The 26,900-nt window shown below is 73.8% G+C and carries 26 protein-coding genes, 1 tRNA gene, 1 other RNA gene and 2 riboswitches; of the genes, 15 read left to right on the forward strand and 13 right to left on the reverse strand.

Features of this window, described 5'->3' with window-relative positions; all coding sequences use genetic code 11:
* Window positions 1-61: 61 nt before the first annotated feature.
* Window positions 62-146: transfer RNA gene (locus ACPYN7_RS03410), tRNA-Ser, on the reverse strand.
* Window positions 147-280: 134 nt separating this feature from the next.
* Between ACPYN7_RS03410 and ffs the strand changes: the two genes are divergently transcribed.
* The 6 genes from ffs to ACPYN7_RS03440 all read left to right on the forward strand — a co-directional run bounded on the left by ffs (window position 281) and on the right by ACPYN7_RS03440 (window position 7,052).
* Window positions 281-377, forward strand: an RNA gene (gene ffs, locus ACPYN7_RS03415) — signal recognition particle sRNA small type.
* Window positions 378-452: 75 nt separating this feature from the next.
* Window positions 453-3,614 carry a DNA polymerase III subunit gamma and tau gene (locus ACPYN7_RS03420; protein ID WP_424346693.1) on the forward strand — a complete coding sequence of 1,054 codons (3,162 nt, stop codon included), beginning with the start codon at window positions 453-455 and terminating at the stop codon, window positions 3,612-3,614.
* A gap of 101 nt (window positions 3,615-3,715) precedes the next feature.
* The gene (recR, locus tag ACPYN7_RS03425; RefSeq protein ID WP_058873874.1) at window positions 3,716-4,312 is read left to right on the forward strand and encodes a recombination mediator RecR; all 597 of its coding nucleotides are present in this window, start codon (window positions 3,716-3,718) and stop codon (window positions 4,310-4,312) included.
* A 103-nt stretch (window positions 4,313-4,415) separates the two neighbouring features.
* Window positions 4,416-5,702, forward strand: coding sequence for an aspartate kinase (locus tag ACPYN7_RS03430; protein WP_058873873.1), 1,287 nt, complete (start codon window positions 4,416-4,418; stop codon window positions 5,700-5,702).
* A 43-nt stretch (window positions 5,703-5,745) separates the two neighbouring features.
* On the forward strand, window positions 5,746-6,681 hold the full coding sequence (locus ACPYN7_RS03435; RefSeq protein WP_058873872.1) for a hypothetical protein: 936 nt from the start codon (window positions 5,746-5,748) through the stop codon (window positions 6,679-6,681).
* The gene (locus ACPYN7_RS03440; RefSeq protein WP_058873871.1) at window positions 6,678-7,052 is read left to right on the forward strand and encodes a Rieske 2Fe-2S domain-containing protein; all 375 of its coding nucleotides are present in this window, start codon (window positions 6,678-6,680) and stop codon (window positions 7,050-7,052) included. The genes ACPYN7_RS03435 and ACPYN7_RS03440 overlap by 4 nt, the downstream gene beginning before the upstream one ends.
* A gap of 7 nt (window positions 7,053-7,059) precedes the next feature.
* Here the strand turns inward: ACPYN7_RS03440 and ACPYN7_RS03445 are convergent, their stop codons facing one another.
* The gene (locus ACPYN7_RS03445) at window positions 7,060-7,665 is read right to left on the reverse strand and encodes a helix-turn-helix domain-containing protein (protein ID WP_197412669.1); all 606 of its coding nucleotides are present in this window, start codon (window positions 7,663-7,665) and stop codon (window positions 7,060-7,062) included.
* Between the two features lie 164 nt (window positions 7,666-7,829).
* On the opposite strand from ACPYN7_RS03445, the gene ACPYN7_RS03450 reads away from it, so the two are divergent.
* A complete protein-coding gene (locus ACPYN7_RS03450) occupies window positions 7,830-8,252 on the forward strand; it encodes a CBS domain-containing protein (RefSeq protein ID WP_424346694.1) in 423 nt (140 codons plus the stop codon).
* 55 nt (window positions 8,253-8,307) lie between these two features.
* On the opposite strand, the gene ACPYN7_RS03455 is transcribed toward ACPYN7_RS03450, so the two are convergent.
* Window positions 8,308-9,147 (reverse strand): SDR family oxidoreductase, encoded by an 840-nt coding sequence (locus tag ACPYN7_RS03455; protein ID WP_424346695.1) that lies wholly within the window; start codon window positions 9,145-9,147, stop codon window positions 8,308-8,310.
* A gap of 150 nt (window positions 9,148-9,297) precedes the next feature.
* Complete coding sequence (locus ACPYN7_RS03460; protein WP_424346696.1) at window positions 9,298-9,789, reverse strand: hypothetical protein; 492 nt, start codon at window positions 9,787-9,789, stop codon at window positions 9,298-9,300.
* A 214-nt stretch (window positions 9,790-10,003) separates the two neighbouring features.
* On the opposite strand from ACPYN7_RS03460, the gene purS reads away from it, so the two are divergent.
* The 5 genes from purS to cls all read left to right on the forward strand — a co-directional run bounded on the left by purS (window position 10,004) and on the right by cls (window position 15,536).
* Window positions 10,004-10,267, forward strand: a complete 264-nt coding sequence (gene purS, locus ACPYN7_RS03465) for a phosphoribosylformylglycinamidine synthase subunit PurS (RefSeq protein ID WP_058873867.1) — start codon at window positions 10,004-10,006, stop codon at window positions 10,265-10,267.
* Window positions 10,268-10,269: 2 nt separating this feature from the next.
* Window positions 10,270-11,064 carry a phosphoribosylformylglycinamidine synthase subunit PurQ gene (gene purQ / locus ACPYN7_RS03470; protein WP_424346697.1) on the forward strand — a complete coding sequence of 265 codons (795 nt, stop codon included), beginning with the start codon at window positions 10,270-10,272 and terminating at the stop codon, window positions 11,062-11,064.
* A gap of 17 nt (window positions 11,065-11,081) precedes the next feature.
* A complete protein-coding gene (purL, locus tag ACPYN7_RS03475; RefSeq protein WP_058873865.1) occupies window positions 11,082-13,379 on the forward strand; it encodes a phosphoribosylformylglycinamidine synthase subunit PurL in 2,298 nt (765 codons plus the stop codon).
* Window positions 13,380-13,485: 106 nt separating this feature from the next.
* Window positions 13,486-14,004: a GNAT family N-acetyltransferase gene (locus tag ACPYN7_RS03480; protein WP_058873864.1), complete on the forward strand. Its 519-nt coding sequence runs from the start codon at window positions 13,486-13,488 to the stop codon at window positions 14,002-14,004.
* A 53-nt stretch (window positions 14,005-14,057) separates the two neighbouring features.
* Window positions 14,058-15,536, forward strand: a complete 1,479-nt coding sequence (gene cls / locus ACPYN7_RS03485; RefSeq protein ID WP_231738328.1) for a cardiolipin synthase — start codon at window positions 14,058-14,060, stop codon at window positions 15,534-15,536.
* 16 nt (window positions 15,537-15,552) lie between these two features.
* Here cls and ACPYN7_RS03490 read toward each other — a convergent pair whose 3' ends face one another.
* From ACPYN7_RS03490 to ACPYN7_RS03505, 4 genes are all read right to left on the reverse strand, one after another.
* Window positions 15,553-16,401 carry an anti-sigma factor domain-containing protein gene (locus ACPYN7_RS03490; protein ID WP_424346698.1) on the reverse strand — a complete coding sequence of 283 codons (849 nt, stop codon included), beginning with the start codon at window positions 16,399-16,401 and terminating at the stop codon, window positions 15,553-15,555.
* The gene (locus tag ACPYN7_RS03495) at window positions 16,385-16,948 is read right to left on the reverse strand and encodes an RNA polymerase sigma factor (protein ID WP_424346699.1); all 564 of its coding nucleotides are present in this window, start codon (window positions 16,946-16,948) and stop codon (window positions 16,385-16,387) included. The genes ACPYN7_RS03490 and ACPYN7_RS03495 overlap by 17 nt, the downstream gene beginning before the upstream one ends.
* 128 nt (window positions 16,949-17,076) lie before the next feature.
* Window positions 17,077-17,715 (reverse strand): class F sortase, encoded by a 639-nt coding sequence (locus ACPYN7_RS03500; RefSeq protein ID WP_157571345.1) that lies wholly within the window; start codon window positions 17,713-17,715, stop codon window positions 17,077-17,079.
* 149 nt (window positions 17,716-17,864) lie between these two features.
* Window positions 17,865-18,683: a DUF4397 domain-containing protein gene (locus ACPYN7_RS03505; protein WP_058873859.1), complete on the reverse strand. Its 819-nt coding sequence runs from the start codon at window positions 18,681-18,683 to the stop codon at window positions 17,865-17,867.
* 203 nt (window positions 18,684-18,886) lie between these two features.
* On the opposite strand from ACPYN7_RS03505, the gene ACPYN7_RS03510 reads away from it, so the two are divergent.
* Window positions 18,887-19,633 carry an SDR family NAD(P)-dependent oxidoreductase gene (locus ACPYN7_RS03510; RefSeq protein WP_058873858.1) on the forward strand — a complete coding sequence of 249 codons (747 nt, stop codon included), beginning with the start codon at window positions 18,887-18,889 and terminating at the stop codon, window positions 19,631-19,633.
* A 39-nt stretch (window positions 19,634-19,672) separates the two neighbouring features.
* Here ACPYN7_RS03510 and ACPYN7_RS03515 read toward each other — a convergent pair whose 3' ends face one another.
* Window positions 19,673-19,891: a hypothetical protein gene (locus tag ACPYN7_RS03515; RefSeq protein WP_058873857.1), complete on the reverse strand. Its 219-nt coding sequence runs from the start codon at window positions 19,889-19,891 to the stop codon at window positions 19,673-19,675.
* 160 nt (window positions 19,892-20,051) lie between these two features.
* On the opposite strand from ACPYN7_RS03515, the gene ACPYN7_RS03520 reads away from it, so the two are divergent.
* Window positions 20,052-21,182, forward strand: coding sequence for a Vms1/Ankzf1 family peptidyl-tRNA hydrolase (locus ACPYN7_RS03520; protein WP_058873856.1), 1,131 nt, complete (start codon window positions 20,052-20,054; stop codon window positions 21,180-21,182).
* A gap of 189 nt (window positions 21,183-21,371) precedes the next feature.
* Here the strand turns inward: ACPYN7_RS03520 and ACPYN7_RS03525 are convergent, their stop codons facing one another.
* The 4 genes from ACPYN7_RS03525 to ACPYN7_RS03540 all read right to left on the reverse strand — a co-directional run bounded on the left by ACPYN7_RS03525 (window position 21,372) and on the right by ACPYN7_RS03540 (window position 25,742).
* Entirely contained in the window at window positions 21,372-22,790 is a 1,419-nt protein-coding gene (locus tag ACPYN7_RS03525) for an LLM class flavin-dependent oxidoreductase (RefSeq protein WP_058873855.1), read from the reverse strand.
* Window positions 22,791-22,867: 77 nt separating this feature from the next.
* A riboswitch (SAM riboswitch) is annotated at window positions 22,868-22,982 on the reverse strand.
* A 225-nt stretch (window positions 22,983-23,207) separates the two neighbouring features.
* Window positions 23,208-23,672, reverse strand: coding sequence for a CoA-binding protein (locus ACPYN7_RS03530; protein ID WP_058873854.1), 465 nt, complete (start codon window positions 23,670-23,672; stop codon window positions 23,208-23,210).
* Window positions 23,673-23,931: 259 nt separating this feature from the next.
* A complete protein-coding gene (locus tag ACPYN7_RS03535) occupies window positions 23,932-24,909 on the reverse strand; it encodes a hypothetical protein (protein ID WP_424346700.1) in 978 nt (325 codons plus the stop codon).
* 155 nt (window positions 24,910-25,064) lie between these two features.
* A complete protein-coding gene (locus ACPYN7_RS03540) occupies window positions 25,065-25,742 on the reverse strand; it encodes a maleylpyruvate isomerase N-terminal domain-containing protein (RefSeq protein WP_424346701.1) in 678 nt (225 codons plus the stop codon).
* 106 nt (window positions 25,743-25,848) lie between these two features.
* A riboswitch (SAM riboswitch) is annotated at window positions 25,849-25,953 on the forward strand.
* A gap of 5 nt (window positions 25,954-25,958) precedes the next feature.
* Between ACPYN7_RS03540 and ACPYN7_RS03545 the strand changes: the two genes are divergently transcribed.
* Window positions 25,959-26,792 carry an ABC transporter ATP-binding protein gene (locus ACPYN7_RS03545; RefSeq protein WP_424346702.1) on the forward strand — a complete coding sequence of 278 codons (834 nt, stop codon included), beginning with the start codon at window positions 25,959-25,961 and terminating at the stop codon, window positions 26,790-26,792.
* Window positions 26,793-26,900 lie beyond the last annotated feature (108 nt).

The raw sequence follows: 26,900 nt of genomic DNA on the forward strand, positions 1-26,900 counted from the left end.
GCGCACGAGAAAGAGCCCCGCACCGGGAGGATCTCCCGGTGCGGGGCTCTTTCTGCAAGTGCGGAGGATGGGGGATTTGAACCCCCGAGGGCGTGAACCCAACACGCGTTCCAGGCGTGCGCCATAGGCCGCTAGGCGAATCCTCCAGGCATGCACGTCACGGCGGCCTGACGGCACCGGAACATGCGAGGTCCAGCATAACCGAAGCTCCGGGCAATGCCGAATCCGCGGATCCGCCCGCCGGGTTTCGACCCGCCCCGCCGCATCCGCTAGACTCTCTGACAGCCCCTCGCGTGGCGTCATCCTGTTGAACTCCCCCAGGACCGGAAGGTAGCAAGGGTAAATGGGCTCTGGCGGGTGCGCGAGGGGTCTTCTCGTCCCCGCGGCGGCCCGCGTCCCCAGCGCCGATCCGCCCGGCCCGCCTGTCGGATTCCGTCGCTAAGGTGTCATCTGTGACTACCGCCCTGTACCGCCGCTACCGCCCGGAGACCTTCGAGGACGTCATCGGCCAGGAGCACGTGACCGAGCCGCTGATGACGGCGCTGCGCAAGGACAGGGTCAGCCACGCCTACCTCTTCTCCGGCCCGCGCGGCTGCGGCAAGACCACCTCCGCCCGCATCCTGGCCCGCTGCCTCAACTGCGCGGAGGGCCCCACCGCGACCCCCTGCGGCCGCTGCGACAGCTGCCGCGACCTGGCCCGGGACGGCGCCGGGTCCCTCGACGTGATCGAGATGGACGCGGCCAGTCACGGCGGCGTGGACCACGCCCGCGACCTGCGCGAGCGCGCCACGTTCGCCCCCGTCCGGGACCGGTACAAGATCTTCATCATCGACGAGGCGCACATGGTCACGCGCGAGGGCTTCAACGCCCTGCTCAAGATCGTGGAGGAGCCGCCGGAGCACATCAAGTTCATCTTCGCGACCACCGAGCCGAGCAAGGTGCTCACGACCATCCGGTCCCGCACCCACCACTACCCCTTCCGCCTGGTCCCCACCGAGCCGCTCATGCACTACCTCGAGCAGCTCTGCGCGGAGGAGCACGTGCAGGTGGCCCCGGGCGTGCTCTCCCTGGTGGTCCGCGCCGGCGCCGGCTCCGTCCGCGACACCCTCTCCGTGCTCGACCAGCTGATGGCCGGCTCCGACGAGCGCGGCATCGGCTACGACCTCGCCGTGGCCCTGCTGGGCTACACGCACGGCGCCCTGCTCGACGACGTGGTCGACGCCTTCGCGTCCGGGGACGGCGCCACGGTCTTCCGCGCGGTGGACCGCGTGGTCCAGACGGGTCAGGACCCGCGCCGCTTCGTGGAGGACCTCCTCGAGCGGTTCCGGGACCTGATCATCGTCAACGCGGTCCCCGAGTCGGCGGGCAACATCCTGCACGGCATGCCCCAGGACCAGATCGCCCGGCTGCGCAACCAGGCGTCCCAGCTCGGGGCGGCGGAGCTCTCCCGCGCCGCGGACATCACGAACACGGCCCTCACCGAGATGACCGGGGCCACCTCGCCCCAGCTGCACCTCGAGCTGCTGTGCGCGCGCATCCTCCTGCCCTCCTCGGAGGACACCACGCGCGGGGTCACAGCCCGCGTGGACCGGTTGGAGCGGCGCCTGAGCATCGGCCGCGGCTCCGCTGCGGCCGCCGGCCAGGAGGAGGCCGCCGGTCCGGCCCAGTCCCCCGAGGCCCCTGCGGCGGCGACCGCTCCTGCCGCCCCGACCGAGGACCGGACCGACCCGGGCCCCGGGCCCGCGGCCGCTCCCGCACCGCAGCGGCCGGGCCCGGCCGCGCCCGGCGCGGAGGCGCAGCAGACGCCCCCACGGGAGACCGACCCGCGGGAGACGGCCGCGCCGGGCACCGGGCCGGCCCGGGCGCCCGGCGACCGCCCGTCCGCCGGGGAGGGCTACGGGCAGGACCGGCCCGGGGAGCAGGATCCGTCCGCCGGACGGGACCAGCCCGCCGAACGGCAGCGGCCCCCGGCCGCCGAGCAGCCGTCCGGCCAGGACACGCCCCGGGCGGGCGAGCCCGGCGGCAACGAAATCGACCTGCTGCGTGCCTCCTGGCCGGAGATCGTCAACGCGCTCGCCGACATCCGCCGGGTCGCCTGGTTCACGGTCCAGCGGGGGACGCCGCAGTCCTTCGACGGCAAGGTGCTGCGCATCATGTTCGACGCCGAGGGCGACCTCATGAACTTCCCCCGGTTCGAGGACGACCTGCGCCAGGCGGTGCAGCAGATCCTCGGCATCGACTGCCGCGCGGAGGCCGTTCCCCCGGGCGGCGGCGGGCACGGCCGGGGCGGCGGCGGGGGAACGCCGCGCGGCCCCGAGCCGTCGACGCGCCCGTCCGGGCACCGGGACGAGCCCCGAGCCGGGGGACCGCACCCGGAGCAGCGCGCGGCCGGGCCCGGGATCCCGGGCGGCCCGGAAGGGCGTCCCGCCGGGCAGGACCGGCCGGGCCGTCCGCACGGCCAGGACCGGCCCGAGGGCCAGCACGGCCAGGACCGACCGGAGGGCCCGCGTGACCAGGACCGGCCCGAGAGCCCGCGCGGCCGGGCGGAGCGGCCGGTTCCGTTCCGGGCACCGGGCACGCCACCGGCCGGCGCGTCCGCGACCGCGCCGGAACCGGCCGCGGACGCAGCGCCCCGGGACGGGGCCGGCGGCGGGCAGGACCCGTGGGACGCGCACGGGGTGCCCGCCACGGACGCTCCCCCGGAGTGGACCGACCCCGCCTGGGCGCAGGAGCCCGTGCACAGCTGGTCCGTGGCCGCCATTCCTCAGGGGGGTGCCGCGCCCGAGGACCCTGCCGGCCCCGCCTCCCGCGCGCCGGCGCAGCCCGCCGACCGGTCCCCGGAGCAGGCACCGGAGCAGCCGGCCGGCCGGCCGGCGCGGCAGGCCGGACCGCAGCCGGTGCCGGGCCGGGCTCCCGGCCCCGAGTCGGCCGGGAGCCCGGCCCGGACCGCCGACCGTGCGGACCCTACGGTCCGGACCGGGACCCCGGGGGCCCGGGACCGGGACGTCCCCCCGTCCGACGACGACGTCCCGCCGCCGGAGGAACCGCCCCATCCGGAGGAGCCTCCCTACCCCGACGAGCCCCCCTATCCCGACGACCCGGACGCGGCGCCCCCCGAGCAGTGGCGGCCCGCGGCCCCCGCACCGCGGAGCCCGGACGCCGGACGCGGCCCCGGTGGCCGGTCCGGGAACGGACCCGGGAACGCGTCCGGGAGCACCGCCGCAGCTCCCGCCGCCCGCCCGACGGCGCAGCCCGACGAGCCCCGGAACCCACCGGGCGCCACGCCCCCGGTCCCGGCTCCGGCACCGGCTGCGGCCCCGGCCGCCGCTCCTGCCGCCCCGCGGCAGGCTCCCCCGGCGCCCGCTCCGGACGGCGCCGACCGGAGCGCGCGGCTGAGCTTCCGGGAGCGCCACGCCGCCGCCATCGCCGCCGGACGGCAGGCACCCGGGGCCGCCGCGGCGCCGCCGGACGGCGGCGTAGAATGGGACGACTCCTTCGTGCCCAGCTCGGACGACGAGGCGCTCGAGGACTCCACCCTCTACGGCCGCGCCGCGATCGAGCGGATCCTCGGGGGCATGCTGATCGAGGAGCGGGACCTCCACGCCGGGGAGTGAGCTGGGGAGCGAGCCGGGGCGCCCACGCACCGGCACCCCGGTGACGCCGTGGCCGAGGACGAGCAGGAGGGCCGCGCACCGGCCCGGAAATCGAGGGAAACGTGTACGAAGGCGCCGTTCAGGAACTGATCGACGAGCTGGGCCGGCTGCCCGGCGTCGGACCGAAGTCCGCGCAGCGGATCGCGTTCCACCTCCTCGACGCCGACAAGGAGGAGGTCCGCCGGCTGGCCGACGCCATGACGGCGGTCAAGGACAAGGTGAAGTTCTGCCGGATCTGCGGCAACGTCTCCGAGCTCGACGAGTGCGCCATCTGCCGTGACGCCCGCCGGGACGACAGCGTGATCTGCGTGGTCGAGGAGTCCAAGGACGTCATGGCCATCGAGCGCACCCGCAGCTTCCGCGGGCGCTACCACGTCCTGGGCGGGGCCATCAGCCCCATCCAGGGCATCGGCCCGGACCAGCTGCGCATCCGGGAGCTCATGACCCGGCTCTCCGGCGACACCGTGCAGGAGGTCGTGCTCGCGACCGACCCGAACCTGGAGGGCGAGGCGACCGCCACCTACCTCTCCCGCATGCTGAAGACCCTGGGGATCCGCGTGACCCGCCTGGCCTCCGGGCTGCCCGTGGGCGGCGACCTCGAGTACGCCGACGAGGTGACCCTGGGCCGGGCGTTCGAGGGCCGGACGGTCGTCGCCTGACCCGCCGCGCTACGATGTCCTGGTGCCCTGCCGCGGGGAGCGGGCGCACGGACCGGGGCCGACCGCCGGTGCCCGGCCACCCTCGACCACAGGAGTTGAACCCATGAGCCTGATCGTGCAGAAGTTCGGTGGATCCTCCGTCGCGGACGCCGACGGCATCCGCCGCGTTGCACGGCGGATCGTGGAGACGCGCAACCGGGGCCACGACGTCGTCGTCGTCGTCTCCGCGATGGGCGACACCACGGACGAGCTCCTCGACCTCGCCCACGAGGTCACCCGCAAGCCCCCGGCCCGTGAGCTCGACATGCTGCTCACCGCCGGCGAGCGCATCTCGATGGCGCTGCTGGCCATGGCGGTCTCCGGGATGGGCGCTCCCGCCCAGTCCTTCACCGGTTCCCAGGCCGGGATGGTCACGGACGGCGCCCACGGCGCGGCCCTGCTCGTGGAGGTGAACCCGCAGCGGGTGCGCGAGTCCCTCGACCAGGGCAACATCGCGATCATCGCCGGGTTCCAGGGCGTGCACCGCTCGACCAAGGACATCACCACCCTGGGCCGCGGCGGCTCGGACACCACCGCCGTGGCGCTGGCCGCCGCCCTCGACGCCGACGTCTGCGAGATCTACTCCGACGTCGACGGCGTGTTCACCGCCGACCCGCGCATCGCGCCCCGGGCGCGCAAGCTGGACGTGGTCAGCAGCGAGGAGATGCTCGAGCTCGCCGCCAACGGCGCGAAGATCCTGCACCTGCGCTGCGTCGAGTACGCCCGCCGCTTCGGCGTGAAGCTGCACGTCCGTTCGTCCTTCACCCAGAACGAGGGCACCTGGGTCATCCCGGGCCCCGAAGACGCCGCCACCTCCCCGAAGGAGATCCCGTTGGAACAGCCGCTCATCGCCGGTATCGCCCACGACCGCAGCCAGGCGAAGGTCACCGTCGTCGGGGTGCCGGACAAGCCGGGCATCGCCGCCCGCATCTTCCGGCTGCTCGCCGAGGCCAAGGTCAACGTGGACATGATCGTGCAGAACATCTCCACCGGCGACAACCCCCTGACGGACCTCTCCTTCACGGTGGACGAGTCCCAGGGCGACCTCGCCATGAGCCTGCTGCGCGCCGCCGAGGAGAAGATCGGCTACGCGGGCCTGGAGTACGACGACCAGGTCGGCAAGCTGTCGCTCGTGGGCGCCGGCATGAAGTCGAACCCGGGGGTGACGTTCACGTTCTTCGAGGCGCTCGCGTCCGCGGACATCAACATCGACATGATCTCCACCTCCGAGGTGCGGATCTCGGTGGTCACGGCCGCCGACCGGCTCGACGAGGCCGTGCGCGTGGTGCACAGCGCCTTCGACCTGGACACCGACGAGGAGGCCACGGTCTACGCAGGAACCGGTCGCTGATCCGCGTGCCCCGCTCCACCGGCCCGACGACGGGGCGGGTCCCGTGACCCGCCCCGTCGTCGTCCTGCCCCGCGAGGAGTGGGAGCCGCGGGCGCACGCCCACGAGCGGCGCGCGGCGCGCTACGCCGACCCCTTCGTGGCCCGCCGCCACCGCGGGCAGAAGCACCCGGTCGAGGACTTCCTGTTCACCTACTACACGCTCAAGCCCGCGCAGCTGAAGCGCTGGCACCCCGGGGCGGGCACCGTGCTGCTGGACGCCGCCGAGCGGGCCGGGGAGAAGTTCTACCGGCCGCTCACCGGCCCCGAGCTCGCGGACCGGGGGCTCTCCCCCCGGGACGGGGCCGTGGCCGTCGACGACGACGCCTTCCGCGACCGGCGGGCCCCCGCGGTCGACTTCGCCCGGTCGGTGCTGGGCGCCCACGCGGTCAACCCGGGCTTCTTCGGCTGCTTCGGCCTCCACGAGTGGGCGATGGCGTACCGGTCGGAGGACAACGACATCCGGCACGAGCAGCTGGAGCTGCGGCTCGGGGCCGCGGGCACGGACGCCGTGGTGGAGTCCGCCAGGATCCGGTGCACCCACTTCGACGCATTCCGGTTCTTCCAGCCCCAGGCCGTGCCGCTCAACGAGCTGCGGCCCACCCGGGAGTCCCAGCGCCGGATGGAGCAGCCGGGCTGCCTGCACGCCACCATGGACCTCTACAAGTGGGCGTACAAGCTGGTCCCGGCGATCCCGTCCGAGCTGCTGATGGACTGCTTCGAGCTCGCGTGGGACGTCCGGGCCACGGACATGGCGGCCGCGCCCTACGACCTCGCCGGCTGGGGCTACGAGCCCGTGCGGATCGAGACCCCGGAGGGCAAGGCCGAGTACGTGCGCCGGCAGCGGGAGTTCGCCCGCCGCGCGGAGCCGCTGCGCCGGCGGCTCGGCGCGGCGCTCGAGGTCCTCGACCCGGCCCGCGCCACCGAGGGCGCCGCGGCGTGAGCGCCCCCGGGGAGCCCGCGGGGGGCTGGGAGCGGATCGTGGCGGCCGCCGCCGTGCCGGCGCCGCTCGACTTCGTGACGGTGCCCTCCAGCACGGGGCAGGTGCTCGTCACCCGTGACGCCGGGGGCGTCCTGCACGTACTGCGCAACACGTGCCCGCACCAACAGGCCACCGTGTGCCGGGAGCCCGCCGGGCGCGCCGGGACGTTCGAGTGCCCCAACCACTTCTGGGTGTTCGCCCCGGACGGGCGCTTCGTGGGGTCCCGGCTGGCCCTCGCCGCCGGCCGGGAGGCACCACCGGATCCCGCCAAGGACCTCCCGGCGGCGGCGGTCGACGTGGTCGACGGCTGGGTCGTGGCCCGCTTCGACTGATCGCGGCTCAGTCGGCCGCGGCGGCACCGTCGTCGTCGCGCCGCCGCCCCGCGCGCCAGACCTCGACGTCCGCGCGCCGGATCCGGCGGTGGCTGCCCCGGTACTGCACCGGCAGGACACCCTCCGTGGTGAGATTGCGCAGATGGGTGGCCGAGATCCCGGCGAGCGCGGCCGCCTGCGAGGTGGTGAGCAGGTCCTCCGGGGAGCGGGCGGAGTCCTCGCCCTGGCGCGCGAGCCACGCCTGGACGTCCGCGCGCCGGATCCGGCGGTGGCTGCCCCGGTACTGCACCGGCAGGACGCCCTCGGAGGTGAGGTTGCGCAGATAGGTGGCCGAGATCCCGGCGAGCGCGGCCGCCTGCGAGGTGGTCAGCAGCTCCTCGGCGCCGCTCGGCGGCCCGGCGGCGGAGGTCACCGCGGCGGACGTGACGGTGACGGCCTCCCCGCGGGTCAGCCGGGCCAGGAGGTCCACGACGGCGTCGCGCGCCCCCTCCGGCAGGCGCAGGGAGGTGCCGTCCACGAAGACCGTCACGTCCCGGGACTCGAGGGCTTCCGCCAGGCGCTCGGCCTCCCGGCCGCTGAGCCCGGGGGTGGTGGTCGGAGGGTGCTGAGTCATGGGCCCATTGTCCCAGCACCGCGCTCCGGACCGCGGCACGCGCTCCGGGTGCCGGGGTCACGAGCTCCCGGTGGGGCAGACAACGGGCGGTGCGGCTCCTACCCTGGAGGGACCGGAACGATCAGTGAACTGACGGACCACCTCCGGCGGACAGGAGGACCGAGATGACCACGGTGCGAGAGATCATGACCCCGGGCGCGGAGTGCGTCGGCGAGAACGAGACGCTCGAGGACGCGGCCCGGAAGATGAAGGACCTCGACGTGGGCGCCCTGCCGATCTGCGGGGAGCACGAGCGACTGATGGGCGTGCTCACCGACCGCGACATCGTGGTGCGGTGCCTGGCGATCGGCACCGACCCCCGGCAGGTCAAGGCGGGCCAGCTCGCCGAGGGCAAGCCCGTCACCGTCGGCGCGGACGACAGCGTGGAGGAGGCCGTCCGGACGATGACCGACCACCAGGTGCGCCGCCTGCCCGTGATCGACGGGCACGACCTCGTCGGGATGGTCAGCCAGGCCGACATCGCCAGGAGCATGCCCGAGGACCGTGTGGGCGAGCTCGTGGAGCTCATCTCGTTCGGCAAGCACTGACCGGGCCCTGCGAGCAGCGCCCGGGGCGGTCCTCCGGCCGCCCCGGGCACCGGGGTCACAGGATCGGCTTGCCGCCGGTGACGGCGACCCGCGAGCCGGAGATGTAGCTGCCGTCGTCGGAGGCCAGCAGCACGTAGACGGGCGCGAGCTCGGCCGGCTGACCGGCGCGGCCCAGCGGGACGTCGTCGCCGAAGGACCCCACCTTCTCCGCGGGCATGGTGGACGGGATCAGCGGCGTCCAGATGGGTCCCGGCGCCACGCTGTTGACCCGGATGCCCTTCTCCCCCAGCATCTGCGCGAGCCCGGCGGAGAAGTTCGCGACCGCGGCCTTCGTGGCGGCATAGGGCGCCAGCTGCGGGGACGGCTGGTCGGACTGCACCGAGGAGCTGCCGATGATCGCCGACCCCGGGGCCATGTGCGGCACCGCGGCCTTGGTGAGGTGGAACATGGCGCCGACGTTGAGCCGGAACGTGTAGTCCCACTCCTCGTCGCTGATCTCGTCGAGGCTGTCGTGGCTCATCTGGTAGGCGGCGTTGGAGACGAGCACGTCGATCCGGCCGAACTCCTGCACGGCCTTCTCGACGACGGCCCGGCAGTGGGCCGGGTCCGAGAGGTCGCCGCGGACCAGGACGGCCCGGCGACCGGCCTCCTCGATCCAGCGGGCGGTGTCCTGCGCGTCGTCGTCCTCCTCGAGGTAGGCGATCAGGACGTCGGCGCCCTCCCGGGCGTAGGCGATCGCGGCGGCGCGGCCGATGCCGCTGTCCCCGCCGGTCACGATCGCGGCCCTGCCCTCGAGCTTGCCGGAGCCACGGTAGCTGTGCTCGCCGCAGTCCGGGACGGGGGTCATCGCGGCCTGGACGCCGGGGACCTCCTGCTGCTGTTCTGGCTGGCTCATGGCGTGGTCCTTCCGTGGTCTGGGGCGTCCGGACGGTGCGCGCACCGCCCACCGGACACCTCCGATGATCAGCACGCTGTTCACTTTAGGCGGCCACGCCGGTTCTGTCGCGCCCCCTCTCGGCCCCGACGCCACCGGGACGGGCCGGGCTCAGCCGGCCCCGTCCCGCCAGCGGAGGACGGCCAGCCAGAGCAGCACCCCGGCCAGGCCCATCGTCCCGGGCACGAGCACGGGGGACGGCCCGACCGCCCCGCTGGTCGCCGCCCACAGCTGGGCGGCGCCCGACATCGACTCCCAGACCCCGGCGTACCGCGGATCCTCCGGCCCGGCCCGCAGGTTCGCCAGGACGTGCTCGTAGACGCCGTAGGCGCTGCCGAGCACGGAGAGGACCGCGGCGATCCGCACGGTGCGGGCCGTCCCGGCGCTGCGCCGCACCAGCCACGCCGCGGCCCCGAGCAGCAGCACGGCCAGGACCGCCCACGGGACCAGCTGCGCGGGCCCCTGCCAGTGCCGCAGCATCGCCAGCTCGGTCAGCGCACCGAGGACCGTGCCGATCCCCAGCAGCGTCAGGACCCGGCGGTAGACCGGCACCAGCCGTGCGTCGTCGGCGCCGGCCGCTGCGGCCCCCGGTGCGGTGCTCATGGCACCAGGGTCTACCGGACCCGCCTTGGAGATTTCCGGGAGACCGCCGCCGGGGCTCTCCTCCTCGCCCCGGGCCGCCGCGGACGGGCGGCGGTGACCCCTACCACACCGGGGGCCGCCCACCCCGGCGCGGCGGGACCGGCGTGCCCGAACCGATAGAATGGCTGACGTTCGCCGGATCCCGGCCCGCTGCTCGACCCTCAGGAGTTCCCCGATGGCCCGCATTGTTGTCGACGTCATGCCCAAGCCCGAGATCCTTGACCCGCAGGGCAAGGCGATCGCCAACGAACTGCCCCGCATCGGCCTGGACGGCTTCGCCGGTGTCCGGCAGGGCAAGCGCTTCGAGCTGACCGTCGACGGCGAGGTCACCGAGGACGCACTGGCCCAGGCCCGCGAGGCCGCCGAGAAGCTGCTCTCCAACCCCGTCATCGAGGACGTCGTGCGCGTGGCCGTCCTGGACGAGACCGAGGAGGCCTGAGCATGCCCGACCTCGAGACCCCCCTGATCGCGGACCTCTCCGGCCCCGCGCCGGACGCCGCGCTCGCCGGCGCCCGCGTCGGCGTGGTGACCTTTCCCGGCACCCTCGACGACCGCGACGCGGCGCGCGCCGTGACCCTGGCCGGCGGCACCCCGGTGTCCCTCTGGTACGCCGACGAGGACCTGCAGGACGTCGACGCCGTGATCCTGCCCGGCGGCTTCTCCTACGGCGACTACCTGCGCGCCGGGGCCATCGCCCGGTTCGCCCCGCTCATGGACCGGATCATCGAGGGCGCGAACGCCGCGGGCACCTCCGGGTCCGTCCCCCTGCCGGTCCTCGGGATCTGCAACGGCTTCCAGATGCTCACCGAGTCCCACCTGCTGCCCGGGTCGATGATCAAGAACGAGGGCCTGAAGTTCCTCTGCCGGGACCAGCGCCTGCGCGTGGAGAACAACGCGACCGTGTGGACCACCGAGTTCCGGCCGGGCCAGGAGATCGTGGTCCCGCTCAAGAACCAGGACGGACAGTACGTGGCGGACGAGACGACCCTCGACGCCCTCGAGGCCGAGGGCCGCGTGGTGTTCCGCTACGTCGGGGACAACCCCAACGGCTCCCGCCGGGACATCGCCGGGATCTGCAACGGGCGCGGCAACGTGGTGGGCCTCATGCCGCACCCGGAGCACGCGGTGGAGCCGGGCTTCGGCGCGGACTCCTCGGCCTCCGGCGAGGTCGGCATGCGCGACGGCACGGACGGGCTGGGCCTGTTCGTCTCCGCCCTCAAGGCACTGGTCAAGTAAGGGACACCGGACACTTCATGAGCGAGAAGCACTTCAACCTGGACACCGTCGAGCACGCGACGGCCACCCCCGACACCGAGCTGCCCTGGGCCGAGCTGGGCCTCAAGGACAACGAGTTCGAGGAGATCAAGAAGATCCTCGGCCGCCGGCCCACCGCCGCGGAGCTGGCGATGTACTCGGTCATGTGGTCCGAGCACTGCTCCTACAAGTCCTCCAAGGTCCACCTGCGCCAGTTCGGCGAGAAGGTCACCGAGGAGATGAAGAAGGACCTGCTGGTCGGCATCGGCGAGAACGCCGGCGTCACCGACCTCGGGGACGGCTGGGCCGTGACCTTCAAGATCGAGTCCCACAACCACCCGTCCTACGTGGAGCCCTACCAGGGCGCCGCCACGGGCGTGGGCGGGATCGTGCGCGACATCATCTCGATGGGCGCCCGGCCCGTGGCCGTCATGGACCCGCTGCGCTTCGGGGCGATCGACCACCCGGACACCGCCCGCGTGGTCCACGGCGTGGTGGCGGGCGTGGGCGGCTACGGCAACTCCCTGGGCCTGCCCAACGTGGGCGGGGAGGTCGTCTTCGACTCCTGCTACCAGGGCAACCCGCTCGTCAACGCGCTCGCCGTGGGCGTGATGCGCCACGAGGACATCCGCCTGGCCAACGCCTCCGGCGTGGGCAACAAGGTGGTGCTGTTCGGCGCCCGCACCGGCGGCGACGGCATCGGCGGCGCCTCCGTGCTCGCCTCGGAGTCCTTCGACGACGCCAAGCCGTCCAAGCGGCCGGCCGTGCAGGTGGGCGACCCGTTCGCGGAGAAGGTGCTCATCGAGTGCTGCCTCGAGCTGTTCAAGGGCTCCCTCGTGGAGGGCATCCAGGACCTGGGGGCGGCGGGCATCTCGTGCGCCACCTCGGAGCTGGCCTCCAACGGCGAGGGCGGCATGCACGTGGACCTCACCCAGGTGCTCCTGCGGGACCCGACCCTGACGCCGGGCGAGATCCTCATGTCGGAGTCGCAGGAGCGCATGATGGCGGTCGTGACCCCCGAGAGGGTCGCCGCGTTCGAAGCCGTGATGGAGAAGTGGGACGTCGAGTTCTCGTGGATCGGCGAGGTCACCGGCACCGGCCGGCTCGTGATCGAGTGGGACGACGAGGTCATCGTCGACGTCGACCCCCGCACGGTCGCCCACGAGGGCCCCGTCTACGACCGCCCCTATCACCGTCCCGCGGACCAGGACCGGCTCCAGGCCGACCGCTTCGCCGGCTCCCCGGCCGACGCCGGGCGGCCCTCCGGGGCGGAGCTGCGCAACGCCGTCCTCGAGCTCATGGCCTCCCCGAACCTGTGCGCCAAGGACTGGGTGACCGACCAGTACGACCGCTACGTGCAGGGCAACACCGCGATGGCCATGCCCGACGACGCCGGGGTGGTCCGCGTGGACGAGGAGACCGGCCTGGGCGTGGCCCTGTCCACCGACTGCAACGGCCGCTACGCCTACCTCGACCCGTACGCCGGCGCGCAGCTGGCCCTGGCCGAGGCCTACCGCAACGTGGCGACCTCCGGCGCCCGGCCCGCGGCCGTCTCCGACTGCCTCAACTTCGGCTCCCCCGAGGACCCGGAGACCATGTGGCAGTTCGCCGAGGCCGTGCGCGGGCTCGCCGACGGCTGCCAGCAGCTGGGGGTGCCCGTGACGGGCGGCAACGTGTCCCTCTACAACCAGACCGGCGGCGTGGCCATCCACCCGACGCCCGTGGTGGCCATGCTGGGCGTGCTCGACGACGTCCGGCGCCGCACGCCGTCGGGCTGGCGCGAGGACGGCCAGGCGATCTACCTGCTCGGGACCACCCGGGACGAGCTCGACGGCTCCGAGTGGGCGAACCTGCGCGGGCACCTGGGCGGGCTCCCCCCGGCCGTGGACCTCGCCCAGGAGAAGCTGCTCGGGGACCTGCTGATCAACATGTCCCGCGACGGCATGATCGACGCCGCGCACGACGTCGCGGAGGGCGGCCTCGCCGCGACCCTCGCCGAGATGGCGCTGCGCTTCGACACCGGCGCGCGCATCGGGCTGGGCGAGGTCTGCGAGCGGGACGGCGTGGACCTGTTCACCATGCTCTTCTCCGAGACCCAGGGACGGGCCGTGGTGGCCGTGCCGCGCAGCGAGGAAGTACGGTTCAAGGACATGTGCACCATGCGCGCCTATCCGCACACGCGGATCGGCGTGGTGGACACCGAGAACCGCGCGCTGGACGTGCAGAGCGAGTTCGGCATCGGCCTGGACGAGCTCCGCGCAGCGCACGAGGGCACGCTGCCGAAGCACTTCGGCTGATCCGCCGGGGGCGGCACGGAGCCGCCCCCGGCACCCCGCTCCACCGGACCCCGTCCGTCCACCGCCGGCACCCGCGCCATCCGCGCACGCAGAAAGCAGCACCAGCATGACTGAGGACCTCGAGGCCCTGCGCCCCGCACCCGTCCTGGAGACGGCACGACTCCTGCTCCGTCCCTTCACCGCCGAGGAGCTCGACGCCGTGGCCGCCGGCGAGCGGGCGGCCCACTTCGCCCACGGCTTCCCGACCGCCGAGGACATGGACTTCGCCCGCGAGTCCCTGATGGCCGGGGGCTACTTCTTCACGGAGTCCGTGTACGCGCGGATGGCCGTCGTGGAGAAGTCGACCGGGGAGGTCATCGGCACGGCCGGCTTCGTCGGTCCTCCGATCGACGACGAGCTCGAGATCGTGGGCTCCCTCGCCGCGGACCACCGCAACCTCGGCTACGCGCAGGAGGGCGTCACCGCGCTGCTCGGCGTCGCCTTCGGGGACCCCTCCGTCACGGGGGTGCGCGCCAGCGTGCCCGGCGACAACGCCCCGGCCGAGCAGGTGCTCGTCGCCGCGGGCTTCGTGCACCGGGAGACCCCCGGCCCGGAGACCGACTACTTCCTGTCCCGCCCCGCGTAGACCGCGCCGCCGCGCGCGGCGGCGACCCCCCGACCGACGAGGTGACCCCGGCCGTGTACCCGTTCAACAGCGTCGCGAACCTCCTCCCGGAGCCCGCGACGCTCGTGGTCCTGGTGCTCGGCCTGCTCATCAACGTGGTGGCCCTGGGCTGGATCCCGCACAACCGGCGGCCCTCCGTGGCCCTGGCCTGGCTGCTCGCGATCTTCCTGCTGCCGTACGTGGGGGTCCTGCTGTTCCTGGCCATCGGCTCCTCGAAGCTGCCGAAGAAGCGGATGGCCATGCAGGCGAAGATGAACGACGTCATCCGCGAGAACACCCCGGACTCCCACATCATGGGCAACACGGACGAGGAGCTGCCCGAGTGGGTCAGCTCCACCGCGGCGCTGAACTACAAGCTCGGCGCCCTGCCCATGGTCGGCGGCAACTCCTTCGAGATCCTCACCGACAACCACGAGGCGATGCGGATCATGGCGGAGGCGGTGGACCGGGCCCGGGACTACGTGCACTTCGAGTTCTACATCGTGGCCATCGACGACGCCTCGCGCCCCCTGCTGGAGGCCCTGGTGCGGGCCCACCGGCGGGGTGTGCGGGTGCGGGTGCTCATCGACCACCTCGGCTCCGTGGGCTACCCCGGGTACCGGCAGATGATCAAGCGCTTCGACGAGGCCGGGCTGCCGTGGCAGCGCATGCTGCCCGTGCGCCCGTGGAAGGGCGAGTGGCAGCGGCCCGACCTGCGCAACCACCGCAAGATCCTCGTGGTCGACGGGACCCTCGCCTTCACCGGCTCGCAGAACATCATCCACCGCTCCTACAACAAGCGCCGGAACCTCCGGAAGGGGCTCCAGTGGAAGGACCTGATGCTCGAGTGCACCGGCCCGGTGGTCGCCGAGCTCAACGCCCTCTTCACGAGCGACTGGTACTCCGAGACGGGCGACCTCCTGCTCGACGAGGCCACCCGCGACCTCCCGGACGTGCAGGGACCGGTCTTCGCGCAGGTCGTGCCCTCCGGGCCCGGGTTCGAGACGGAGAACAACCTCCGCCTGTTCAACCACCTGATCTACAACGCCAACGAGCAGATCATCATCGCCAGCCCGTACTTCGTCCCGGACGAGTCGCTGATGCACGCGCTGACCACCGAGGCCCAGTCCGGGGTGGACGTGCAGCTGTTCGTGGGCGAGACCTCGGACCACTTCCTGGCCTACCACGCCCAGAACTCCTACTACCAGGAGCTCGTGGAGGCCGGCGTGAAGATCTACCGGTACCGCTCCCCCACCGTGCTGCACGCCAAGTTCGTGCTCGTGGACGACTACGCCTCCGTGATCGGCTCCTCCAACATGGACGAGCGCTCGTTCGCCCTCGACCTCGAAGTCTCGGTGTACATCGCGGACCGGGAGTTCCGGCGGCGGATGGACGCGGTGGTCGCCGAGTTCCACGAGGCCAGCACCCTGCTGGACTTCGACGAGTGGAACCGCCGGCCGCTGTGGCACAAGTACGCCGACAACGTGGCCCGGCTGACCTCGGCCCTGCTCTGATCCGGCCGGCCCGTGCTCAGGCGTCCAGGACGCCGCGCACGATCGAGTCCCCCGAGTGCGTCGGGTCGCCGTCGATCGGCTCGTTCGAGACGTCCACGACGGGGAACTCCCCGACGTCCAGGTTCTCGGGCAGCACGAACACGGCCTCGTCCCCGGCCATCACCCCGAGGCTGACCATCCGCTGCGCATCGGGGGCGAGCAGCCAGACCTCCTTGAACCCGTTCACGTCCGCCGGATCGGTCCGCACCACCAGCTGACGGGTCCCGTCCGGCCGCTCGTCCACCTCGGCCGAGCCGCGGGCGGTGTAGCCGGCCAGGGGCTCCAGCTCGGCGGTGGCCAGCACCGTGGGATCCGGCTCCAGGCCCACCCGCTGCGCGCCCCAGACCGAGATGCCGCCCACGAACAGGGCCGCCGCCGCGGCGGCCGCGGCCAGCGGGTACGGCACCCCGCGCCGGGGCCTGCTCCGGCGGGCGTCGAGGTCGACGACGGTCGCCCCGCCGTGCCCTGCGCCGTCGTCGGCGGGCGTGCCGGTCCGGTGGCTCGTGGCGTCGTCGCGGGCGTCGTCGGACGCCTCGTCCGCCGCGTCCTCGGAGGCGACGTCCAGGACGTCCCCGCCCCGGGACCCGGCGAGCGGATCCGCCGCGACGCCGGCGGAGAGGCCCAGCTCGGCGTGGATGGCGGCCCAGACCCCGGGGCCGGGAGCCGTCAGGACGGGCGGCTCCGCCCGGCCGGCGCGGACGACGCGCTCCAGGGACGCGAGCTCGGCCGCGCAGTCCGGGCAGGAGGCGACATGCTGCTGGTCCTGGGCGTCGCGGGCCTCACCCAGAGCCAGGAGCGTCAGCGTCTCCTCACTCAGGTGTGCCATGACCGTCTCCCAATCGTGTTCGTAGGTTCGTGAGGCCGCGCCTCAGGTGGCTCTTGACCGTGCCGAGGGGCAGGTCCAGGTGCTGCGCGATCTGCTGGTGCGTGAGCTCCTCGTAGAAGGCCAGCGCCATGATCGTCGACCGGGGAGGCCCCAGCCGCTCGACCTCCGCGCGCACCACGAGCCGGTCCACGAGCAGGTCCGACTCCTCGTGTTGTTGCTCCCGGTCGGTGCGCACGGCGTCCGCCTGGCGCCGCTCCGCGTCGCGGCCGGCCGTCCTCGCGGCGTCGGCGATGCAGTTGCGGGCGATGCCGATGAGCCAGGCGGGGGCCGAGGAGTGCTCGGGGCGGTAGCCGGAGCGGTACTTCCACGCCCGGATGAAGACCTCCTGCACCACGTCGTCGGCGCCCGCGTCGTCGCGCAGGGCCCGGACGGCGAGTCCCCGGATGACCCCGGCGCAGTGCCGGTACGCGGCACTCAGCGCCTGCTCGTCTCCCGCGGCGAACGCGGTGTCGAGCTCGGGTCCCCAGTCCGGGGGCGGCGTCGGCATCGTGGGGAGGCTCCTCGTGGGCCGGAGGTCGTGGTGGCGAGCGGTCGGGCGAGGTGCGGGCATCCGCGTCGTGCCCAGCCTAGTGGACACCGGCCATGCGGTCATGCGCCTCTCGCCTCCTCCGTCGCTCAGGGCACCGGGACCGCCCGCAGCACCACGTTGTCCTCGTAGTCCCCGATCTCCTCCAGCCACTCCCCGCCGCACGTCACGAGGTGGAGCACCGGCTCCCCGGTCCGCCGGAACAGGTCCGCGTCCGCGAGGGACTTCTTGTGGACGTGCTGGACGGACTCGGTGCGGTAGCGCTGGACGCTGCCGTCCGCGCGCTCCACCCGGACCTCCGCCCCGACCGGCACGTCCTTGAGCCGGGCCATCGGCGTGACCTCGGTGAGGGTGTCGACGTGGCCGGCGACGACCGCGGCGCCCTCGTCCGCCCCGGGGGACGGACCGTGCCGGTACCAGCCCAGCTCCACGTGGTTGTCCGGAATGGTCATGGCCCCGTTGTCCTCGACCCCCACCGGGACCACCGGCATGTCGATCGGCGACCCGTCCACGACCACGCGCACCGGGGCGGGGATCTCCTCGGCGGGTGCCTGGGTGGCGGGGGCCACGGGGATCTCCGCGGGGGCGGCGGTGGACTGCGCCGCGCCCTCCGCGGGGACCGGACGGTCGGGGCCGGCGAGCGCCGGCACCGCGTCCTCGCCCGGGTACGGCCCCGCCGCCAGGGAGTACGCGGTCGGCGGCCCCCCGTTCTCGGGGAGAGCGGACACGGCCGCTGCCGCGAGCAGGGACACCGAGGCGACCGCCCCGGCACCCGCCGCCGCCAGACGACGACGACGGGTGCCGGGAACTGCCGGCCCGGGGGCGCGGTGGGCTGCTGCCTGCCGCGCCCCCGGACCGAGCCTGTCGGGACCGCTCACTACCGGCGGCTGCCCGCGAGCACCCGGCGGGCGCCGTACGCCGCGCCGATCAGCCCGAGCGCACCGGCGGCCGCGAGGCCGGCGGTCAGCATCGTGCGCTGCTCCTGGGCCGCGAGACCGGACTGGCCGCCCGGCACGGCCTCGGGCGCCTGCTCCATGCCCTCCAGGGTCTGGACGGCGAGGGCCAGGTTCCCGGCCTCGAGGGAGCCCCACGCGTACACGATGTTGTGGGTGCCCTCGGCCAGCTCGAGGTCGGCCGGGCCGATGACCGGCTCGGTGGTGCCCGCGGCGGCCACGGACGCCGAGACCGTGCCCGCGTCGACCGGCAGGGTCTCCTCGTTCGGGTTCTCGAGCCCGGTGATGACCGGCTGGCCGCCCGCGAGGACGTCCACGGCCGGGGCCGCGGCCACGTGCCGCACGGTGAGGTGCGACTTCCCGGCCTCGATCTCGGACATGTCGTTGGTGAACAGGGCGGCCGTGGGGCTGCCCTCCGCGTCCAGGTGGGCCGCGGCCGTGTAGCTCATGCCGGTCTGCAGGTCCGCGGTCACGGGGCCGATGATCGGCTCCGAGGCGTCGGCGGCGTCGGGGGCCGTGATGGCCAGGTCGTAGCTGCCGGCGGGCAGCTCCAGCGGACCGGCCAGGGTGCCCGGCTCGAAGTCGTCGAGGGTCAGCTCGCCGTTGACGTACACGTCCACGACGGTGTCGGGGACGCCGTGGAGCACGGACAGCTCCGCGTGCTCGGCGGCGAACGCCGGGCTCATGCTGAGGGCACCGGCACCGAGGCCGAGGACTGCTGCGGCGGAAAGGGTCTTGCGCATGGTAACTGCTCCTTGAACGGGCTCCCTGGCGGAAGCGGAATCGACCTTGCACCCGTACTACCGGCGTGGACCCCTCCGCGGATGCAGCAGGTCACATTTTTTTCGGAAAGTTCTTCCGGGACCGTTCCGCACCACAATGAGGAGGGCGGCGCCGCGGCTCGCGCGGCGCCGCCGGAGCACCCGACGGATCTCCAGGAGGAACCGTGGACACACACCGCTTCACCGGCCGGACCGCCGTCGTGACCGGGGCCGGCTCGGGCATCGGGCGCGCCACCGCGCTGCGGCTGGCCGCCGAGGGGGCCACCGTGGTCGTCGCCGACCTGTCGGCGCGCCGGCTCGAGGCCCTGGTGGCGGACGAGCCTCGCCTGCCGCTGTTCCCCGTGGTCGCGGACGTCACGGACGAGGAGGCGGTGGGCCGCGTGCTGGCGGCGGCCGAGGGCCGGCTCGACGTCCTGGTCAACAACGCCGGGATCATGGACCGTTTCGAGTCCGTGGCCGAGGTCGACGACGCCACGTGGGAGCGGGTCTTCGCCGTCAACGTCGGCTCCGTGATGCGGCTGACCCGCGCGGCGATCCCGCTGCTGCGGGTCTCCGGCAGAGGAGCGATCGTGAACGTGGCGTCCGAGGCGTCGCTGCGCGGCTCCGCCGCGGGGGCGGCCTACACCGCCTCCAAGCACGCGGTGGCCGGGCTGACGAAGAGCACGGCCCTGATGCACGCGGCGGACGGCATCCGCACCAACGCGGTCGCCCCCGGGGCCACGGCCACGGCGATCGAGGCGCCCATGGGCTCGGACCTGTTCCCCGGCCGGATGGCGGCGTTCATGCAGAACATCCCCTACACGGCCACGGCGGAGCAGGTGGCCGCCGTGATCGTCTTCCTCGCGAGCGACGACGCCTCGAACGTCAACGGCGTGGTCATGCCCTCGGACGGCGGCTGGTCCGCCGTGTGAGGCCCGCGCGAGGGTGCACGCCCCCGCGCGGGCCCCGGCTCACTGCTCCTCGAGCGAGGAGGTCTCCTCGGGCTCCTCGAGGTCGACCTCCTGGTCCTGCTCCACGAGGTCGTCGGGGTTCGCCTCGAGGGAGGACGCCTCGGAGCGGTCGGGCTCGTGCGCCGGCGCCTCGTCGTCCTGGTCGTCCAGCTCCGGCCGCTCGGCGTCGATCGACTGCTCGAGCCGGTCGGCCTCGTCGTACTCGGGTACGTCGCTCATGGATGCCTCCTGCGTCGTGGGACCAACGGGACCACCGGTCGCGCGACCGGTCGTGTGCGTCCGACCCTACTCGTCCTGTCCTCTGTTCCCAGCCCCCTGACGGTCGGATAACGTGGTCTGCACCACAGGAAGCACCGCTCAACAGCAGGAGTTGTCCATCATGACGAGCCGATTCCACCGCTACGCCGAACTGTTCAAGAGCAAGGGCCCCTGGTGCACCGTCTACACGGACATCAGCACCGGCACCGTCGACTCGCTGCACGCCATCGACGTCCTTCCCGAGAACATCTGCCGAGAGCTGGAGCGCCAGGGCGCGAGCAAGGCCGATCTCGCCGCCGTGGAGGCGGCCGTGCGGCCGGCCGAGGGCGCGCCGGACCCGGTCTGCCGGTACCTGCTGGTGCGCGACGGCACCGTGGAGATCGACGAGGTCCTCCCCGGCCCCCGGGCCGGCCGCGGTGTCATCCAGGTGGAGGAGGTGCCCGACCTCACTCCCCTGTTCCGGCACCGCCCGGACGACTTCCCCTACGTGGTCGCCGAGGTGGGGCGCGACGGCGGCGAGATCCGCCTGCAGTACGCGAGCCGCGTCCGGAGCACGGACGAGCAGCAGATCGAGGGCGAGACCGAGCACCTGAAGAAGTTCCCCGGGGGCGGCTGGTCGCAGGGACGCTGGCAGCGGCACACCGAGGACGTGTGGCGGCGCAACACCGAGCAGGTGGCCGAGCAGATCGACAAGGTCGTCGCCGAGAGCGGGGCGCAGCTCGTGGTCCTGGCGGGGGACATGCGGGCCCGGGGGCTGGTCGAGGAGCAGCTGTCCAAGGCGAGCCGGGCGATGCTGAGCGTCGTCGACGCCAACACCCGCGCGGAGGGCAGCAAGTCCGCCGATTTCGACCACCAGGTCGAGGAGCGCGTGGCGGAGGTCGTGGCCCACCGCCAGCAGGAGCTGCTCGAGCGGCTCGCCGAGCAGCAGGGGCGGCCCGACCCCACTGCCGTCTCGGGGATGGAGCCCGTCGTCTCGGCCCTGCAGCAGGCGCAGGCGCAGACGCTGCTCATCGACGACACCCACCTGGACACGGAGCAGGAGCTCATCGCCCTGGACGCCGAGCCGTGGATCGCCGTCCAGGAGTCGGAGGCCGTGGGCGCCCGCGTGCTCGGCAGGGTCTCCGCCGACGCCGCGCTGGTGCGCGCCGCGGTGCTGACCGACGGCCGCCCCGTCTTCGTGCCGCCGGGGGCGCTGCCCAACGGCACGGACGTGGCGGCCCTGCTCCGCTGGGGCTCCGCACCGGCGCGCTGATCCCCGGACGACGAACTTCGTGCCTCCACGGAACTGCTCCCCGGACACCGGACCTGAATTCCTCAGCCGGCGTCCGGGGAGCAGTTCTCGGTGCGGGGGCCCTCGTCCGCTCCGCGCCCCGGGCCGGGGGCCCCGGCCCGGGCGGGGATCCCGGGCCGGGGCCCAGGATGAAGGGTCAGCGCCCCGGGGTCAGGAGATCAGCTCGCGGGCGGGAGTGTCCGCGGCGGAGGGCTTGCCCGCGTAGGCGCCGCGGTACGCGGCGGCCGGGTGGGTGCCCAGCACCTTGGCCTGCCCGGCGCCGTAGAGGTTCTCGCGCAGCGTGGTGCCCTCGTACCCGGTCCGGTAGCGGCCGCGCTTCTGCAGCTCCGGCACCACCCACTCCACGAAGTCCTCGAACGAGCCCGGGGACACGTGGTAGGCGAGGTTGATGCCGTCCAGCCCGCCGTCGTCGATCCACCGCTCGAGCTCGTCGGCCACGGTCTGCGGGGAGCCGACGATCGGCACGCCCATGCCGCCCATCGAGATGTGCTTGGCGACCTCCTTGACCGTCCACTTCTTGTGCGGGTCCGCGGTGGTGAACGGCGTGAGGAAGGACTGGATGGACTCGGTCTTGATGTACTCCAGGACGTCGTTCTCGTCGTAGCGGCCCAGGTCCACCCCGGACCAGCCGCCCACGAGGCCCAGCGCGCCGTCGGTGTCCGCGTACCGCTCGTAGTCGCGGCGCTTCTGCTCGGCCTTCGCGTCGGTCTCGTCGACGATCACGTGCAGCATGGCGAAGATCTTGAGGTCGTCCCGGCCCCGGCCGTTGGCCTCCGCCTCGTCGCGCAGCTTGTCGGTGACCACGCGGGTCAGGTCCGGGCGGATGCCGCCCACGAACACCGCCTCGGCGTGCCGGCCGGCGAACGCACGCCCGCGGGACGAGGCTCCGGCCTGGAAGATCAGCGGCGTGCGCTGCGGGGACGGCTCGGTCAGCCCGATCCCCGGGACGTCGAAGTACTTGCCGTGGTGCTGGATGGGGTGGACGAGCGCCGGGTCGGCGAAGATACCGTTGACCCGGTCCCGCTTGACCGCCCCGTCCTCCCAGGAGCCCTCCCAGAGCTTGTAGCAGACCTCCATGAACTCCTCGGCGATCTCGTAGCGCTCGTCGTGGGAGATCTGCTCCGTGAGCCCGTGGTTCTCCGCGGCGGACTTCAGGTAGGACGTCACCACGTTGAAGCCCATCCGGCCCTTCGTCAGGTGGTCCAGGGTCGCGAACTTCCGGGCCAGCGGATACGGCTGCTCGTAGGTGATCGCGCTGGTCACTCCGAAGCCGAGGTGCTTCGTCACGGCCGCCATCGCGGAGATCTGCATGAAGGGGTCGTTGACGGGGATCTGCGTGGCGTCCCTGATCACCGGGGCCGCGGAGTTCTGGTAGACGTCGTAGTACCCGACGACGTCCGCGAGGAAGAGCGCGTCGAAGAGCCCCTTCTCCAGGAGCTGGGCGACGTCCGTCCAGTACTCGATCGTGTTGTACTCGTCCGCCCGGGACCGGGGGTGCTTCCACAGGCCGGGGGCCTGGTGGCCCACGCAGGTCATGTCGAAGGCGTTGAGGGCGATGCGCTTGCTCATGGGTGTTCCTCCCGGGTCGATGCCGACCCGCGCCCGTGCGTCGTGGAGACCTGCTCGCGGGTCCGACGCACTGCTGGGCGCCGTACTTGCCGCGGAGCGTGTGCACCACGGCCCGATGTTCATCTGGGGCACCCCGCTACGGGAGAGGGTTGCCGCCCGACCAGCCAGAGCTTCGCGTCGGGACTCGTCATCGTCGTCGGGGAACAGCTTAGCGGGTCGCCCGGCACCCGGCGCAAGCCGGACCGCGCACCACGGCGCAGGCCAGGGGACGGTTCGGCCGGACCGGTTCGGTCGGCCGGGTCGGTCCGACGGTTCGGTCGGCCGGGTCGGTCCGACGGTTCGGTCCGACGGTTCGGTCGGCCGGTTCGGTCGGCCGGTTCGGTCGGCCGGTTCGGTCCGACGGATCGGCCGGGCGGCTCAGGCGGGCGGGGCGAGCGGCGGGGTCCGGCCCGGGTCCAGGGTCCAGCCCCGCCGGAGCCGGACGCGGAGCTCGATCAGGGGGCAGGTGTCCATGACCACCTCGAGGCCGGCCTGCTCCGCCCGGGCGGCCGCGTCCTCGTCGACGACGCCGAGCTGCAGCCACACCGCCGCGGCGCCCGCGGCGATGGCCTGGTCCACGACCGCGCCGACGCGGCGGGAGTTGACGAAGCAGTCCACCACGTCGATCGGCCCCGGGACCTCGGCGAGGGTGCGGAAGCCGGGCTCGCCGTGCACCGGCTCGCCCTTCGGGTTCACCGGGACGATCGTCATGCCGAGGTCGTCCCGGATCTGCTTCGCCACCGAGTGGGCCGGACGGGCCGTGTTGCCGGTCAGCCCCACCACGGCCCACCGGCCGGGCCGGGTCATGAGGCGGTCGATGACGGCGGGGTCGTTTCGGGTCATGGCACCAGCCTGGCACGGCGCCCTCCCCCGCACGACCCCTGACGCCGCTCTCCTGCTTCTCCGCTCTCCCGCTCTCCCACCCTCCTGCTTTCCCGCTCTCCCACCCTCCTGCTTTCCCGCTCTCCCACCCTCCTGCTTTCCCGCGAGGTTGCCGGTGTCGGCGACCGCGGCGTGTCCGGTCGCCGACACCGGCAACCTCGCGCGGCGGGTACTCGCGGGTGCTCGCACGGGGGCCTTCGCGGGGGTCTCTCGTGCGGGGTTAGGGCACGGGACGGCCGCGGATCGCCGCCCGCACGAGAGCCACCGCGCGCGGCACGGTGCCGCACGGCGTCACCACGTCCTCCACGAGGTCACGGTGGGTGATGCGGACCTCGGTCCAGCCCGCGGCCTCCGTGCGGCGCTGACGCCGGATGTCGATCTCGCGCTGGCCGGCGCGGTCGTGGTGGGCGCCCTCGTACTGGATGCTGACCCGGGCGGACTCGACCGCGAGGTCCGGCAGGACCTCCGTGCCGTCGGGGGCGACGATCCGGCGGTCGGTCTCCACCTCCCCGATCCCGTGCTGCCGCAGCAGCAGGCGGAGCCGGGTCTCCGGGGCCGAGTCCGCACCCTGTGCGGACAGCTCTGCGGCGATCCGGAGCCTGCGCACGCCCCGCCGCCCTGTGTACCGGACGAGCAGCCGCATCAGCTCGGCTTTCGGCAGCAGAGGAGGGACGCCGCTCCGCAGGCCGTGACGGTGCTCGCAGACGGCGCCGTCGACGCAGACCACCAGCTCGTCCGGGCCCAGCACCGGGGCCAGGTCCAGCAGTGTCCGCACCGGGACCGTCACTTCGACGCCCGCCACGCGCACGGTCTCCCACGGAGCGAGGTCCGCGTGGTGCCCGGCCACCCCACGGCGTCTGGGCGGCACCCCGTCGTCGGCGCGGGTGATGTGGATCGGCGCGACGTCCTGCAGCCGCCGCGGCAGCCGGAGGTTCCAGACGATCCCGGCGCTCGCATGGCTGAGCGCACCGCCCGGGGTCAGCGCGAGCACGGGGCGGGCGCCGGCGAGAACCGCGCTGCGCGCCGCGCCCTCGACGTCGGTCCCGGGTCCGTGCCGGACGACCTCGTGCACGCCGCGGGAGAGGGTGCGGTAGCGCAGACCGCGACGCTGGGAGTCGGTGACGCCCAGGGCGTCGGCCTCGGCGGCCGTGAACGGACCGGGCAGGAGCGGGGCGGGAACGGGTCGCGGTGCGGGCATGGCACGACTCAACAGCCCGCCGGGGGCGGCGGACCGCGTGGACACCGGGCTGTGGAGCCAGGACCACCGCGCGAGAGTGCACCTGTCGGCGACCGACGGCGCGTCGGTCGCCGACAGATGCAACCTCGCGCAGGAGGAGGAGCAGGGGGGAGGGGTCAGGAGAAGAGGGGCAGGCGGTCCGCGTGCGCACCCAGCTCCGTGCGCTCCTGGGCGGTCAGCCCGGCCCGGCCGGTGCCCACACGGGCGAAGTGCTCGTCGCTCCAGTGCCCGAGCGGTTCCCGCTCCCACAGGTCGGTGAGCACCCGGCGGACCTCGGCGAGCCCGTCCGCGGCGGGGCCCGGGGAGCCGTCCAGGTGCCGGATCAGGTCCAGGTGGTGCACCGTGGCCTCCACCGCGAGGGTGCTCAGCAGGTCCTCGACGCGCAGCACGTGGCCCTCGGTGCGGACCGCGCCGCCGCCGCAGTGCTCCGCCGCGTGCACGAGCGCCCGGGTGGCCTCGCGGTGGAGCTCCCGCACCGGGTCCCAGTCCAGCACCATGGACCCGGCCACACGGGCGCGGCGCCGCTGCTCGGCGGCCGCCGCGGGATCGCCGCCCCAGTCCGTCCAGTAGGTCGCGGCGTCCCGGTCCGGGCGGGCGGTCGTGGGCGTGTGCAGGGCGACCAGCCCCTGCAGCGCGTCCGTCGTGCAGTGCTGGACCAGGTCCCGGACCGACCAGCCCGTGCACCCCGTGGCGGCCCAGGAGTCGTCGTCGCCGAGCCCGTCGAGGACCGCGCCGAACGCCGCGAAGGCGTCGCGCACCAGATCCGCCCGGACCGGGGTTCTGCGGCTCGTCATGGGTCCATGGTGGGGCACGGAGGACCCTCGGGCCAGCGATGTGTCGCGACGCCCGCGGATGCGACGGATTTGCCAGGGGACACGCCGAGGACGTTCAATGGGCCCGTAACCATCCGGAGCGGCTGAGAGACCTGGCTCGTCGACGTCGCAGCAACCGGCACGGATCCGCCTGATCCCCCGTGCGAGGTGCTAATGCCAGGACCGATGGAGTTGATCATGAGCACTTCTCTGCTGAGCCCTGCGCCGCCCGCCGCCCCGAACCCGTCGAAGCGCGCCTTCTCCGTGGCCTTCGAGCACGTCGGCAAGGCGTTCCCGGCCGGCCGCGAGACGCACCACGTCCTGCAGGACGTCGACGTCACGGCCCGGCCCGGCGAGGTCCTGGCGGTCCTCGGGCCCTCGGGCTGCGGCAAGTCCACCCTGCTGCGGGCCGCCGCGGGCCTCGACACCGCCTCGGCGGGCCGGGTGCTCATCGACGGCACCCCCGTGTCCGGGATCGACCCGCGCTGCGCGGTCGCCTTCCAGGAGCCCCGCCTGCTGCCGTGGCGCTCCGTGCGCGAGAACGTCCGCCTGGGCCTGCCCCGCGGGCTCCCCCGGGACGAGGGGGACGCCGTGATCGACGACCTGCTGCGCCTGGTCGGGCTCACCGCGCACGCGGGCCACCGTCCCCGCGCGATCTCCGGCGGCATGGCCCAGCGCGCGTCCCTGGCCCGGGCCCTGGCGCGCAACCCGGGGGTCCTGCTGCTCGACGAGCCCTTCGGCGCGCTCGACGCCCTGACCCGCCTGCAGATGCAGGACCTGCTGCTCACCGTCCACGCGGCCCAGCCCACCACCGTCCTGCTCGTCACCCACGACGTCGACGAGGCGCTGCAGCTCGCGGACCGGATCGTGGTCCTGGGCCGGACCGGGCCCACCGCTCCCGCCTCGATCAGCACGGTCCTCACGGTCCCCGGCGAACGCCCCCGGGACCGGGCCTCCGAGGTCCTCGCCGGGCTGCGCGTGCAGCTCCTCGGCCACCTGGGCGTCGACGTCCACCACCCCGCGGCCCGCTGACGCGGCCCGCTCCCGCTCCTCCCGCTCTGCTCGCAGGACCGGCGGCGGCGCCCGCCCGCGCCGACCGCCCCGTCCGCCCCGTCCGCCCCGTCCGCCCACCACGAAAGG

The organism is Kocuria sp. CH-021 (assembly GCF_049716185.1).
Taxonomy (GTDB): Bacteria; Actinomycetota; Actinomycetes; order Actinomycetales; family Micrococcaceae; genus Kocuria; species Kocuria cellulosilytica.

Coding starts and splice junctions, on each gene's coding strand:
- ACPYN7_RS03430 (WP_058873873.1), top strand. CDS start 4,416: ATGAGCCTGATCGTGCAGAAGTTCGGTGGATCCTCCGTCGCGGACGCC.
- ACPYN7_RS03445 (WP_197412669.1), bottom strand. CDS start 7,665: ATGACTCAGCACCCTCCGACCACCACCCCCGGGCTCAGCGGCCGGGAG.
- ACPYN7_RS03450 (WP_424346694.1), top strand. CDS start 7,830: ATGACCACGGTGCGAGAGATCATGACCCCGGGCGCGGAGTGCGTCGGC.
- ACPYN7_RS03455 (WP_424346695.1), bottom strand. CDS start 9,147: ATGAGCCAGCCAGAACAGCAGCAGGAGGTCCCCGGCGTCCAGGCCGCG.
- ACPYN7_RS03460 (WP_424346696.1), bottom strand. CDS start 9,789: ATGAGCACCGCACCGGGGGCCGCAGCGGCCGGCGCCGACGACGCACGG.
- purS (WP_058873867.1), top strand. CDS start 10,004: ATGGCCCGCATTGTTGTCGACGTCATGCCCAAGCCCGAGATCCTTGAC.
- purQ (WP_424346697.1), top strand. CDS start 10,270: ATGCCCGACCTCGAGACCCCCCTGATCGCGGACCTCTCCGGCCCCGCG.
- purL (WP_058873865.1), top strand. CDS start 11,082: ATGAGCGAGAAGCACTTCAACCTGGACACCGTCGAGCACGCGACGGCC.
- ACPYN7_RS03480 (WP_058873864.1), top strand. CDS start 13,486: ATGACTGAGGACCTCGAGGCCCTGCGCCCCGCACCCGTCCTGGAGACG.
- ACPYN7_RS03490 (WP_424346698.1), bottom strand. CDS start 16,401: ATGGCACACCTGAGTGAGGAGACGCTGACGCTCCTGGCTCTGGGTGAG.
- ACPYN7_RS03495 (WP_424346699.1), bottom strand. CDS start 16,948: ATGCCGACGCCGCCCCCGGACTGGGGACCCGAGCTCGACACCGCGTTC.
- ACPYN7_RS03505 (WP_058873859.1), bottom strand. CDS start 18,683: ATGCGCAAGACCCTTTCCGCCGCAGCAGTCCTCGGCCTCGGTGCCGGT.
- ACPYN7_RS03515 (WP_058873857.1), bottom strand. CDS start 19,891: ATGAGCGACGTACCCGAGTACGACGAGGCCGACCGGCTCGAGCAGTCG.
- ACPYN7_RS03520 (WP_058873856.1), top strand. CDS start 20,052: ATGACGAGCCGATTCCACCGCTACGCCGAACTGTTCAAGAGCAAGGGC.
- ACPYN7_RS03525 (WP_058873855.1), bottom strand. CDS start 22,790: ATGAGCAAGCGCATCGCCCTCAACGCCTTCGACATGACCTGCGTGGGC.
- ACPYN7_RS03530 (WP_058873854.1), bottom strand. CDS start 23,672: ATGACCCGAAACGACCCCGCCGTCATCGACCGCCTCATGACCCGGCCC.
- ACPYN7_RS03535 (WP_424346700.1), bottom strand. CDS start 24,909: ATGCCCGCACCGCGACCCGTTCCCGCCCCGCTCCTGCCCGGTCCGTTC.
- ACPYN7_RS03540 (WP_424346701.1), bottom strand. CDS start 25,742: ATGACGAGCCGCAGAACCCCGGTCCGGGCGGATCTGGTGCGCGACGCC.
- ACPYN7_RS03545 (WP_424346702.1), top strand. CDS start 25,959: ATGAGCACTTCTCTGCTGAGCCCTGCGCCGCCCGCCGCCCCGAACCCG.